Raw genomic sequence first — 12,064 nt, forward strand, 5'->3', positions numbered from 1 at the left:
CAGTGATTTTCTCCAAAGCCTGTTAATTAAAACAACCTAAAGTTATGATTTTAAATCATTAAAATACGCTGTAGTTTCTTCAATCAAAGAATTCATTAATGCTGCCGCTTTTGTATGTTTTAAGATTGGCGAAATTTGTCCGCCCCAAAACAAAATCATATCCCATTTTTGCTGATCAAGAGCCGCTTTTCTCAACGGAGAAATAAAAGTAGTCTGCAATGGAAAAGGGAGCATGTTTGATTCTTTTCCAATTATATCTTTTGTGATTCTGCTCGTTATTCCGCGTCCGAGTCTTCCTGTGTACGCACGGGAAAGTGTAGTATATTTAGATGCTTCTGAAAATAACATTTCTCTGTGAATAGGTAATGCATTCGATTCGTCGACAGCTAAAAAAGCGGTTCCAATCTGGGCTGCGCTTGCGCCTAATGTTAAAGCTGCGGCAATGCCTTTTCCATCGGCTATTCCACCCGCTGCAATGATTGGTGTTTTTATTTTTTCACGCATTAACTGCAGTAAAACAAAAGTTCCGGTTACAGATGCTTCAGCGTTAGTTAAAAAAGAAGGCCGGTGCCCACCTGCTTCAAAACCAGAAGCGATAATCATATCAACTCCTTTACTTTCCAGAAAAATGGCTTCATCCAGAGTTGTAGCTACACCAACGGTAACAATTCCTAATCTTCGAAATTGTTCTAAAACATCAGCCGAAGGAACGCCAAACATAAAACTGAAAACTTTCGGTTTAACATCTAAAATAACTTGTAACTGGTTCTCGAATCTCGATTGAAACGGCGCCGGTTTTTCCGGCAACGGAATTCCTAATTCGTCATAATAGGGTTTAAAAACTGCTTTTGTTTTTTCAAATTGTTCATTGGTTAAACCACCATCCGGAATGTCATGATCTGAAACCCAAAGATTAATATTATACGGTTTATCCGTGGCTGCTTTTATCTGCTTGTCAACTTCGTAAATTTCCTGCGGACTTAAAGTGTAAGCTCCATAGCCGCCCAATCCGCCCAGATTAGAAACCGTCGCCGTTAATTCTACCGTTGATAAATTGCCCCCAAAAGGGCCTTGCAAAATTGGGTAATCAATTCCTAACAGTTCCTTAGCTTTTGTATTGTACCACATTGCTTCAAATTTTAAATTATTTGCTGGTGTCTGTCAACAGTTTATTGACGATAAGCCATTTGCCATTAATCTTATGGAAAGATAAAAAATCCCTATAATTAAAGTCGTACATTTTAACATTTAATTCCGCTACAGCGATAGAGTTTACAACACTTATATGCAGAATTTCACCTTTAAAAGGTTTGCCTGAATCTTTTGGACTTTGTCTGTTTTTAACGCCGTCTAAATACAAATCAACGGTTTTGAAATACGGCTGTCCTTTTATATCACCAAAAAGCAATGCTCCGGGTTGAAAAATACTGCCAAGCAAAATTTCATCACCTTCATAAATACCTTTAAAGTAATAGTTTTCTATTGCTTCGGTAATGGCCTGAATTTCTATTTGATTTTCCATTTTGTTAGTATTTTGAGCTTTTATGCCCTGAAAACTCCAGAGCATAAAAGCAGTTAATAATATAGTTTTCACCTTAATTTAAATTGTGTCCTGCACCTTTTCCGCCATCAACATTGATGATAGAACCGGTAATAAAATTGCTTTTGGCAACGGTATAAACCATTTCAGAAACATCGTCGATCTCTCCTACTCTGTTTAATAAATGTAAACCGGCACTTTGATCTGCGTTATCACCGTGCATTGGCGTGCGAATTACACCCGGAGCAACCGTATTGAAACGAATATTTTGTTTACCAAATTCTGCAGCCAGCTGAATTGTCAAAGCATGAATTGCACCTTTACTTGCAATTGGCGCCGAAGCCGGCCATCCGCCTAAACCGTGATTTACTAATGGTGTTCCGATATTAATGACAACTCCGCCTTGTTGTTTCAGCATTTGCGGAAGCACTGATTGTGTTGTAAAATAAGTTCCTTTTAGGTTGGTTTTCAAAAATGTATCTAAATATGCTTCGTCCACTTCCAAGAATGGTTTGCTGGCAAAGATTCCTGCATTGTTGATTAATACATCTACAGAACCAAATTTTTCTAAAGCAATTTTTACCAATTGTTCTCCTGTTCTTTTATCGCTTACATCTCCGGCAAACATGGCCAGATTTTCGCCTGCGCCAAATTCATTGAAAGTTTTTTCTAATGAAGATGCTGTAACTGAGTTTATAACTACATTATCGCCTCTGTCTAAAAAATATTTAGCGATTCCTTTTCCGATACCTGAAGCTGCTCCGGTAACGATTATTGTTTGTTTTTTCATGATGTTTATTTTTTATCGGCTGTTATGCCTTTTTCTCTTAATACTGAAACCTGTTCTCCTGCATAACCCCAATCGTCTAATTCAATTTCCTGAATTACAACGTGAGTCAAATGCGGATCTTTATTTAATACTTCTGTAATCAGGTTGGTAATTCCGCTGATTAATTGTTGTTTTTGCCCGCGTGTTACTCCTTCGCGGGTCAATTCGATTTTTACGTAAGGCATGATGTTAGTTTTTAGATTGTCCTGAAAAAACAGCTTTGGCAGTGATATTAAAATCAAGCTCAAAGTCGTTGTAGATTAAAGTATCTCCCAAATCTTTGAAGAAATTTCCTGAACGGAATTTGATGTCGTATTTGGTACGATCGATAATCAATTTACCTCCAAGTGAAATGATATTATGGTTGTTTTCTACTTGTGCTTCAAACCCAACAAGATGTGTAATGTCTTTTATAGTCAGATTTCCTTCTAGATGGTAAGTTGTATTTGATATTTCTTTTACGCTTAAAATATCTAATGTCGCTGTTGGGAATTTTTCGATAGAGAAAAAATCGTCAGATGCAAGATGTCCTGCAAATTGAGTGTTCGTTGCCGGATCTGTTACATCCAGAATTTTAATAGAAGTGGTGTCGATAACAACATTTCCTCCTTTTATTTTTCCATCATTAAAGATGAAATTACCATTTTTGATACCAATTGTACCATTATGTGCACCAGTAACTTTTCTACCAGTCCATTCTACGCTGCTGTTTGAGCTTACGATTTCAAAATTTATTGTTTCCATTTTTATTGTATTTAAAAGTACAGTACAAAGGAACGGCGACAATAAAAATTGGTTACGTGATGTAGATCACATTCTTTTTTTTAAAGGTTCTAAGGGACTAAGTTGCTAAGGTTCTAAGTTTTTTTTATATCTATATAGAATTTAAAAACATAGCCAGCGGTTTCAACCGCTGGAACGCAAAGTATTGTCATAACCAACATCCCTGTGGTTAAAAACACAGGCAATATTCCTATAGCGATAAAATAATCTGCTCAATCAGCAAAATCTGCGGAAACCAAATCTGTACAAACAAAAAAATAATCTGTAAAATCTGTGGCCAAACAAAGAACTAAGAATTATAAAGTCGGCTCAAAGTTTCTCTTGAAACGCCCAAATAAGCCGCAATTAAATGCTTTGGAACTAAATTGTATAATTGAGGATACAAAGCCAAAAGTTCTTCGTAACGTATTTTGACATTATTATTCATAAAAGACAAAAGTCTTTTTTGAGAAGCAATGTAACCTTTATTCGTTCTCCAGCGAAAGAAATGTTCAACCTGATGAAATTCGGTGCAGAGTTTTTCGCGATCGGCGCTGGATAGACAAAGCACTACGGCATCTGTAATGCAATCGACATTTATAGCTGCCGGACTTTGATTGTATAACGCATTATAATCTGATGTCCACCAGGTTGGCATTGCAAACTGCAGAATATACATTTTGATTTCATCATTAATATAAAAGGCTTTCAAACAACCCGAAATCACAAAATACTCACAATCCACTTTATCGCCTGCGCTGATAATTGTTTGCCCTTTTTTAAAAGATAACATTTTAAAATGCGAAAAGAAATATTCGAATTGTTCTTCTGTCAAAGAAGCTGTTTTGGCGATATGTTCCTTTAAAAGTGTTTTGGTTTCCATTTTAAATGGTGACTATTTTGGTTTGAAAATCTTTTGCAAAGTTATAAAATCAAATGAACTTATTGATTGTCTATTTGGGATTTGAATTTGTCCGTTTCACCAAAACTTGAATATGAAATCGGCTGCCATTGACGCAATTTTGTCCTGTTTAACAACTTAAAATTTAAAATCATGAATGCAAAAACAACAAAAATTATTTATTGGACAGGAATTATTTTAACTTCTTTATGGTTTGGTGCCAGCGGATTTTTTGAATTGACAACCAACAAATTAGTTTGGGAAATTACACAACAATTGGGTTATCCTGCACATTTTATTTACATCCTTGGTGTAATGAAAGTTTCAGGAGTAATCACCTTATTAATCCCGAATAAATTATTACGATTAAAAGAATGGGTATTTGCGGGAGTATTTTTTGATATTATTTTCGCTTTCTTTTCAAAATTGGTTGTATTAGGTTTTCCTGCAACTATTGATGCTATTATTGCTTTTGTTATGGTAAGTGTTACTTATATAATGTTTAGAAAATTATACAGTGTAAACTATACAGCAAGAGTTTCAGAGGAAAATTAAGATTCTAAAGTATTATGTTTTTTTAATCTCACAAAGTCGCAAAGATTAATTTTTTTTATTGCCTCCAGCTTTAGCTGGAGGTTTCTTTATTTAATATCAAATGGCTTTAGCCGAACACACAATTTTGGCTAAAGCCTCTAAAACATACTTCTGTTAACCTCCAGCTAAAGCTGGAGGCAATTGAAATAATGATAATTTTAATTAATAATAATATACTAGATATAATCCTTATAATCTGTGGCAAAAAAAACCTCTGCACCTTTATAACTTCAAAAACTTGAGCTTTAAAACAAATAAACTTGAGCTTTTCAACAAAACAATAACCTTCATTCCCGACGTAACTTTGTAATGAACTTAAAAACACAATTACAATGAACAAAATATGGTTTATTACAGGAAGCTCTCGAGGATTAGGTCGTAATCTTACTGAAGCAGTTTTAGAAAGCGGTGACAAAGTTGCAGCAACCGCAAGAGACATTAATCAGTTAAATGATTTAAAAGAAAAATTTCAGAATCAGATTCTGCCTTTGAAATTAGATGTTACCAATTATGATGAAGTTCATCAGGCCGTAAACAAAGCTGTTGAGCATTTCGGAAGAATCGATGTTTTGGTTAACAATGCCGGATTCGGAATAATTGGTGCTGCAGAAGCTTATACCAACGAACAAGTTCGCAGTCAGTTAGAAACCAATTTATATGCGCCAATTGAAATTACGCGTGCCGTTCTGCCTTTTATGCGTAAACAAGCTTCTGGTCGAATTTTACAAATAAGCTCTGTTGGCGGACGCGTTGGAAATCCGGGTTTAACAATGTATCAGGCAGCAAAATTTGGCTTAAGCGGCTTTACTGAGGCTTTAGCCAAAGAAGTTGCACCACTCGGAATTTTAGTAACCAGCGTTGAACCAGGCGGATTCCGCACGGATTGGGCCGGAGCATCAATGACGTTTGCTGAAGATATTGAAGGTTACGAAATAGTGAAACAACGTACAGATTTCTTTAAAGCTGGAAATTTTGTTCCGGTTGGAGATCCTGAAAAAGCGGCAAAAGTTATGGTTGATCTGGCTTCGCATCCAAATCCGCCAGTACATCTTGTGTTGGGAAGCGAAGCTATTGGAATTTTACAAATTGCTGATCAAAACAGAACCGAAGAAATGGAAAAATGGATGAATATTAGTTTATCTACGGATCATCAAGATTCTGAAAGTTTTTTAGATTCAGCGCAAGCTAAATGGTTTAGTGGTAAGAAATAACAGTAAAAAAAATGCAATATCAATGATAAACGTATAATTTTAAACACATAGAAACATAGTTTTTCATTCTTTATAAGGGCGTTTCACTTTTTTAAACAAACATAGCTTTTTTTTTCACGCAGATTTATGCAGATTAAATTTTAAAAAAAAAAATCTGCCAAATCTGCTTAAATCATTAAAATCTGCGTGAAATATTTTAAACACAAAGCATGTATAAAAATCTAGATTTTTCATGTATCTTTTATTTAGAATATAATCTATGCTTCTCTATGTTTCAAAATAAATCTTTAATTTTAAATCAGGGAGTGCCTTAAATTCTTACTGCTTGATTTTTTATAAATTTGTGATATGAACGATTCAAAAATAAATCAAAAAACATCGCCCATTGCTTATTCCTGCTATTACACCCAAAATCGGGAAGGCGAGCAATTTGCTGCAGAACATGTTTTGAGTTTTCAGATTTCGGGAATTTTGACTTTAAATAATGGAAATAAAGAATATGTTTTTAATCCGGGCGATTTTAGATTTATCCGAAGAAATCAGCTCATTAAATTCATCAAACAGCCCGATCCGAATACGGCTTTTCAGTCTATTTCAATTTATTTGAATCAGGAAGCACTTCGTGATTATTCGATACAATACAATCAAAAAACAAGTTTAATTAAAAGCCCGGAAACGGAAATGGTTTTGCAGTTAAAAGAAGTTCCGTTATTGAAAAGCTTTATGGATTCGCTGATTCCTTACATCAACGAAGATCAGCTTATTACCGAAGAACTTCAGACTTTAAAAGTAAACGAAGCCATTACGATTTTACTGCAATGCAATCCGGAATTAAAAGATATTTTATTCGACTTTAACGAACCTGAAAAAATTGATCTCGAAGCGTTTATGAAAAAGAATTTTCATTTTAATGTACAGTTAGATCGTTTCGCTTATTTAACGGGAAGAAGTCTGGCTACTTTTAAAAGAGATTTTCAGCGTATTTTCGATATTTCTCCAAGCCGTTGGTTAATTCAGAAAAGATTACAGGAAGCGTATTACCAAATTAAAGAAAAAGGAAAAACACCTTCTGAAGTTTATTTAGAAGTGGGTTTTGAGGATTTATCGCATTTTTCATTTGCTTTTAAGAAACAGTTTGGAATGCCGCCTTCAAAAGTTTAGTGCTCAGTGATCAGTTTTTTTTAGTGATCAGTAGCAGGATTTAATCACAGTTTGTCATTTCGAGGAACGAGAAATCGCACCAGATATTCCACACAGTAATTCTCCAATCTTTGTCGAGTTTCGTGTGCGATTTCTCGTTCCTCGAAATGACAAACTGCATTAGGTTAATTCTTTAAACTGATACTAAAACTGATCACTAAAAAAAACTGACCACTGACCACTAAAAAAACTATCTATTCTCAAGCCAGCTCAAAAACGCCGTTGCTTTCTCCTTCCCAACCAATAATTTTTCCTCAGTTGGAATAGTAAGTTTTAGAATCAATTTTCTTGAAAAATAATGCTCTGCTTCTCTTATAGCAGAAAAGTTTACCAAATATTGTCTGTTGATTCTGAAAAACTGAATGGCCGATAAAAGTTTATGAACTTCATCCAGAGATTGTGTAATTTGATATTCAGTTTTATCAAAAGTTACTATTGTTGGTGTTTCATTTTTGATGTAGAAAAAGGCAATATTTTCTGTCTGAATGGTTTGGTATTTATTGTTTTTGAAAACCAAAAAACTGCTTTTTCCTTTATTCTCACCCGTTCTCGTTAAGAGATAATCGAAATCGGGCATCATTTTTTTATTTCTTTGGAAGAAGTTTTTCAGTTCACCCGCTTTTTTAATCGCTTGTGAAATACTTTCTCTTGAAAAAGGTTTTAAAACATAATCGATTCCGTTTGATTTGAAAGCGTCGATGGCATAATCATCAAAAGCGGTACAGAAAATTACGGGAGATAAAACTTCTACATTTTTGAAAATTTCAAAGCTCAAACCATCTGCAAGCTGAATATCCATAAAAATTAAATCGGGCTGATCGTTTTCTAAAAGATAACTTACCGCCCCATCTATACTTTGAATATACGACAAAATTTGAGCATCGGGTCTGATACTCAAAATTAGCTGACCAAGTGCTTTGGCCGTTTTTACTTCATCTTCAATTATTACGATAGTCATAGATCAGTGGTATTTTTACTTTAAAAAGGGTTTCGGTTTTATCAATTTCAATTTCTTTGTTAACCAAATGCAGGAATCGCTGGTTAATATTGTTTAATCCAACGCCGGTTGATACAGTTCCTCGTTTTAGCTGAATTGGATTTTCAATTACCAGAAAATCATTTTCAGTATATAATTTAATTTTCAAAGGTTTATCAAGCGAAACGACATTGTGTTTGATACAATTCTCGATTAATAATTGCAGCGAAAAAGGCGGAATCGCACAATCGTATTGTTTGTCATCTATTTCTTTTATGACTTCAAATCCATCTTCAAAACGGGCTTTCAGCAGATATACATATGAATCTAAAATTTGTAATTCTTCTTTTAACGGAATCAAATCCATTTTTCTGCTTTCGAGAGTAAATCGGTAAAAATCAGATAATTTCAGGATAAAGTCAGAACTCTGCGGATCCTGCATATCGACCATCGATTTTAAAGTATTCAGACTGTTGAATAAAAAATGCGGGTTTACCTGTTGCTTCAATAATTCGTATTGCGCTCCTAAATGTACTGCTTTGGTGCGTTCCAACTCTACTCCCATTTGCTGTGTTTGATAATTCTGAAAAAGTAAATGCAGAAACATATATACTATCAAATTGATCAAAATACCCCGAAGTTCGAACATGATTGGCGCGTCCATTTTTGAAACCTGAAAAAGTTCCTGATGTGCAATTACGAGAATCACCATCAGTAAAATCCCCAAAACAACACTCAATAAAAGTTTCCAGTTAAACAGACTTTTATTGGTACGCTGCGATGAAAATTTTGGTAAACTATAAATATTGTAATACCATATAAAAAGGGAGAACAGCAGTGTAATTGAAGAGTTTATGATGATGTCTCCAGGCGTAGAATCGGCATCAAATAATTTGGGGATTGAAGCCAGAATTGCGAGTGCAATCGAGCTTCCCCAAATAATTTTGAGCGAAACCTGAAAACGTTTTGATTTTTCCATAATTGTATCCGTTTTTTATCCTGTTGGTCAAAGATAAGTTTATTTGAAAAAAGATTTTATGCAGATTTAAAAAGATAATTTAAGTTTGTTTTTAATCTCGCAAAGTCGCAGAGGCGCAAAGTTTTTATTCGCAAATTATATGGGAATAGAATCAAAAAATCTCCAAAATCTGTCTGAATCTGCGTGAAACATATTTTAACCCATAGGAACATAGATTAATTAAAGAACTAAAAGAAAATCTAGATTTTCACATATAGTTTTGCACTTGAAATATTTCACGCAGATTCCGCAGATTAAAGCAGATACAGCAGATTTTTTAATTTGATCTGCATAAATCTGCTGAATCTGCGTGAAAAACAATAAGCTATGTGTGTTTAAAAAAAATTAAACTCGTTTTACTTCTAAAATTGCCCCTGAATTCATATCCTGAACAAACCCGACGATTTCGAAATCCTGTGCATTATAATTTTTAGGAAGATGAACCGAAGTTGTCCCTTTTTTAACTTTGTTTAAATCTACAGATTGAAGATTACGAACAATTTGATAGTGCGATAAAACTCTGTGTGCGTTCTCTCCTCTTTTTACATTGCTTTTGGCTTCTTTTTGAACTACAGCAATCAATAAGCGGCTGTTTTTTGAAGTACCTTCAACATTATAATTTACAGCAAGAGAATTGGAGTTTTGACTGGCTTCTAAACTTAAATTCGTCGAAGCTGGTTTTGAAAGTGCCGATTTAATTCCGTTTCGTAAACTTGTTTCCTGAGAACCGATATAATCGATTTTTCCGTTAATGATTACTTGTGGCGTATAAATGGGATCTTTGCCCATATATTTAGCATAATCGTATTGTCTTTTTGTATAATCGGCATTGCTGAAGATGTCTTTCCAGCCTTGTTTGTCCCAATAATCTACGTGATACGAGAGTACATAAACATTTTTATCCTTTAATTCATTTTGAATTTTACCAAGTAATTCATCTGCCGGCGGACAGCTCGAACAGCCTTCTGAAGTATATAATTCTAAAAGGGCAAAGCCTTTTTTATCTGGATTGCTTTGACTGAAAATGGTGTTTCCGGTTAAGAAAAATAGCATTGCAAAAGCACTTATTATTTTTATCTTTTTCATGATTTTTGAAGTTGTGAATTATTAATTGTGAATTGTGAATTTTATATGCTTGATATTGATTTGTGAAATGTGAGATGTAAAAGGTAATTAATCATTAACCATTTACAATTTACCATTAGCTACGTCTATAATCGCCTGCGCAAATGATTTCGGGTCTTCTTGTGGAACGTTGTGTCCAATTCCTTTTAGAATTCTGTGGGTATATTTTCCTGTGAATTTGTTGGCGTAGGCTTTTCCATCCGCGAAAGCGCCGTCAAAATCGCTTCCTATTGTAATTGTCGGCACTTTTATTTCAGGTCTTGCTGCAAGGCGTTTTTCTAAACTGTCGTATTTAGATTCTCCTGCTTCCTGAGATTGTCTCCATCTGTAATTGTGAATTACGATTGCTACGTGATCCGGATTATTAAAAGACTGCGCCGTTTGATCGTAAGTTGCTTTGTCAAAATTCCATAACGGAGAAGCGATCTGCCAAATTTGCTTGTTGAATTCATAAGTGTTTTGGCTGTAGCCGAGTTTTCCTCTTTCGGTTGCAAAATAATATTGGTACCACCATCCTAATTCTGCTTTTGGAGGCAATGGTTTTAAGTTGGCTTCCAAATTCACTACCAAATAACCGCTTACCGAAACCAGACCTTTTACACGTTCCGGCCAAAGTGCTGCCATAACTACTGCTGTTCTAGCCCCCCAATCGAATCCGCCAACTACGGCTTTATCGATTTTTAAGGCATCCATAAAAGCAATAATATCACTTGCTAATGCTGCTTGCTGTCCGTTTCTGAAAGTAGTTGCAGAAAGAAAAGTTGTGGTTCCTGAACCTCTTAAATAAGGCGTAAATACATGATAGCCTTTTGAAACTAAAATAGGCACTACTTCATTGTAACTGTGAATATCATAAGGCCAGCCGTGAAGTAAGATTACCGGAGTTCCGTTTGAAGGACCGGCTTCTGTATATCCTACATTTAATAATCCGGCGTTGATTTGTTTTAAAGTCCCTAGTGAACCTTCTGGTTTTTCTGTTTGTGCAATTACTGCTGCGTTTACTAAAAGAAAGGCAATTAAAAGAACTGCGTTTGTAATACTGTTTTTGATTTTTACTATCGTTTTCATAATTATTATTTTTTTTGATTAGTTGATTATCAGTTAATTTCTTCGTCAAAGGTATCTTGACAATCCTCGTTTTAAAAGGAGAAAAAAGGTGAAGTGGACAAAGTAAAAGTTGAAATGGACAATGGTTGAGTTATGAATTTTGAGTTATGAGTTATGAATGAAATGCGAATGAATTCAACCGCAAAGGGCGCTAAGATTTACGCAAGGTTCGCAAAGTTTTTTTTGTACAGCTTTTCGATCTTTGCGTTTTTTAAAGAATCTTACAAGCCAAATATCTTTGCGTGCTTTGCGGTTAAATTATTTGCAAACTATTTCTTCATCACCAAAACCGGTTTTCCTTTTTCGACTATATAAGTGGCCAGTTCTGATGCTTTTACATTGGTATTGTTTTTAGCCGAGTGAACAACTCCTGCCGGGATAAAAAGTACTTCTCCTGCTTTTAAGGTTACTGGCGGCTGGCCTTCTACTTCATATTCAAGTGAACCTTCTAATACATAAATGATTTCTTCACCCGGATGAGAATGTTTTCCGAAAGCGGTATGTCCGTCAAAATCAATTCGGGCCTGAACGGTTTCTCTTCCCGGAATACTTAAATCGTGTTTTTGTAAATCAGTACGTTTTATTCCGTTTTGTGCTGCGATTTGATTTGGAATCAAAAAGGCGATTATTCCTAAAATGATAATGGCGATTATTACCCATGTTTTTTGTTTTTTAGTTTCCATAACTTTTGATTTAAATTATTTTGTTGTTGTTAATTTCTTGGTCAAAAGTAGAACGGTAACCCTTCTTACGAAATGAGAAAATAGTCCAAACGGACGAAGTTTGAGGTGAAACGGACAG

Annotated in this window: 14 protein-coding genes; 3 read left to right on the forward strand and 11 right to left on the reverse strand. The window is 34.8% G+C overall.

Features of this window, described 5'->3' with window-relative positions:
* Positions 1-42: 42 nt before the first annotated feature.
* The 6 genes from ASD98_RS00525 to ASD98_RS00550 all read right to left on the reverse strand — a co-directional run bounded on the left by ASD98_RS00525 (position 43) and on the right by ASD98_RS00550 (position 4,014).
* Positions 43-1,128, reverse strand: coding sequence for a nitronate monooxygenase family protein (locus ASD98_RS00525; RefSeq protein ID WP_056198596.1), 1,086 nt, complete (start codon positions 1,126-1,128; stop codon positions 43-45).
* Between the two features lie 16 nt (positions 1,129-1,144).
* Positions 1,145-1,522 (reverse strand): nuclear transport factor 2 family protein, encoded by a 378-nt coding sequence (locus ASD98_RS00530; RefSeq protein ID WP_242412047.1) that lies wholly within the window; start codon positions 1,520-1,522, stop codon positions 1,145-1,147.
* 73 nt (positions 1,523-1,595) lie between these two features.
* Positions 1,596-2,330: an SDR family NAD(P)-dependent oxidoreductase gene (locus ASD98_RS00535; RefSeq protein ID WP_056198601.1), complete on the reverse strand. Its 735-nt coding sequence runs from the start codon at positions 2,328-2,330 to the stop codon at positions 1,596-1,598.
* A gap of 5 nt (positions 2,331-2,335) precedes the next feature.
* Positions 2,336-2,554 (reverse strand): 4-oxalocrotonate tautomerase family protein, encoded by a 219-nt coding sequence (locus ASD98_RS00540; protein ID WP_056198604.1) that lies wholly within the window; start codon positions 2,552-2,554, stop codon positions 2,336-2,338.
* Positions 2,555-2,558: 4 nt separating this feature from the next.
* Positions 2,559-3,113, reverse strand: coding sequence for a YceI family protein (locus ASD98_RS00545; RefSeq protein WP_056198607.1), 555 nt, complete (start codon positions 3,111-3,113; stop codon positions 2,559-2,561).
* 328 nt (positions 3,114-3,441) lie between these two features.
* Positions 3,442-4,014 carry a Crp/Fnr family transcriptional regulator gene (locus ASD98_RS00550; protein ID WP_056198610.1) on the reverse strand — a complete coding sequence of 191 codons (573 nt, stop codon included), beginning with the start codon at positions 4,012-4,014 and terminating at the stop codon, positions 3,442-3,444.
* 171 nt (positions 4,015-4,185) lie between these two features.
* On the opposite strand from ASD98_RS00550, the gene ASD98_RS00555 reads away from it, so the two are divergent.
* The 3 genes from ASD98_RS00555 (at position 4,186) to ASD98_RS00565 (ending at position 6,998) form a co-directional block, all read left to right on the forward strand.
* Positions 4,186-4,587 (forward strand): DoxX family protein, encoded by a 402-nt coding sequence (locus ASD98_RS00555; RefSeq protein WP_056198612.1) that lies wholly within the window; start codon positions 4,186-4,188, stop codon positions 4,585-4,587.
* Positions 4,588-4,958: 371 nt separating this feature from the next.
* Complete coding sequence (locus tag ASD98_RS00560; protein WP_056198617.1) at positions 4,959-5,837, forward strand: oxidoreductase; 879 nt, start codon at positions 4,959-4,961, stop codon at positions 5,835-5,837.
* A 348-nt stretch (positions 5,838-6,185) separates the two neighbouring features.
* A complete protein-coding gene (locus ASD98_RS00565) occupies positions 6,186-6,998 on the forward strand; it encodes an AraC family transcriptional regulator (RefSeq protein WP_056198620.1) in 813 nt (270 codons plus the stop codon).
* 229 nt (positions 6,999-7,227) lie between these two features.
* On the opposite strand, the gene ASD98_RS00570 is transcribed toward ASD98_RS00565, so the two are convergent.
* From ASD98_RS00570 to ASD98_RS00590, 5 genes are all read right to left on the reverse strand, one after another.
* Positions 7,228-7,995, reverse strand: a complete 768-nt coding sequence (locus ASD98_RS00570) for a LytTR family DNA-binding domain-containing protein (RefSeq protein ID WP_053472760.1) — start codon at positions 7,993-7,995, stop codon at positions 7,228-7,230.
* Positions 7,976-8,992, reverse strand: a complete 1,017-nt coding sequence (locus ASD98_RS00575; RefSeq protein ID WP_056198622.1) for a sensor histidine kinase — start codon at positions 8,990-8,992, stop codon at positions 7,976-7,978. Before ASD98_RS00575 ends, ASD98_RS00570 begins: the two co-directional genes overlap by 20 nt.
* A gap of 384 nt (positions 8,993-9,376) precedes the next feature.
* A complete protein-coding gene (locus ASD98_RS00580) occupies positions 9,377-10,117 on the reverse strand; it encodes a thioredoxin family protein (protein ID WP_056198624.1) in 741 nt (246 codons plus the stop codon).
* A gap of 102 nt (positions 10,118-10,219) precedes the next feature.
* The gene (locus ASD98_RS00585) at positions 10,220-11,224 is read right to left on the reverse strand and encodes an alpha/beta fold hydrolase (RefSeq protein WP_056198626.1); all 1,005 of its coding nucleotides are present in this window, start codon (positions 11,222-11,224) and stop codon (positions 10,220-10,222) included.
* A gap of 308 nt (positions 11,225-11,532) precedes the next feature.
* Positions 11,533-11,946: a cupin domain-containing protein gene (locus ASD98_RS00590; protein ID WP_056198628.1), complete on the reverse strand. Its 414-nt coding sequence runs from the start codon at positions 11,944-11,946 to the stop codon at positions 11,533-11,535.
* Between the last annotated feature and the right edge of the window lie 118 nt (positions 11,947-12,064).

Source organism: Flavobacterium sp. Root186 (assembly GCF_001428525.1).
In the GTDB taxonomy this organism is placed as follows: Bacteria; Bacteroidota; Bacteroidia; order Flavobacteriales; family Flavobacteriaceae; genus Flavobacterium.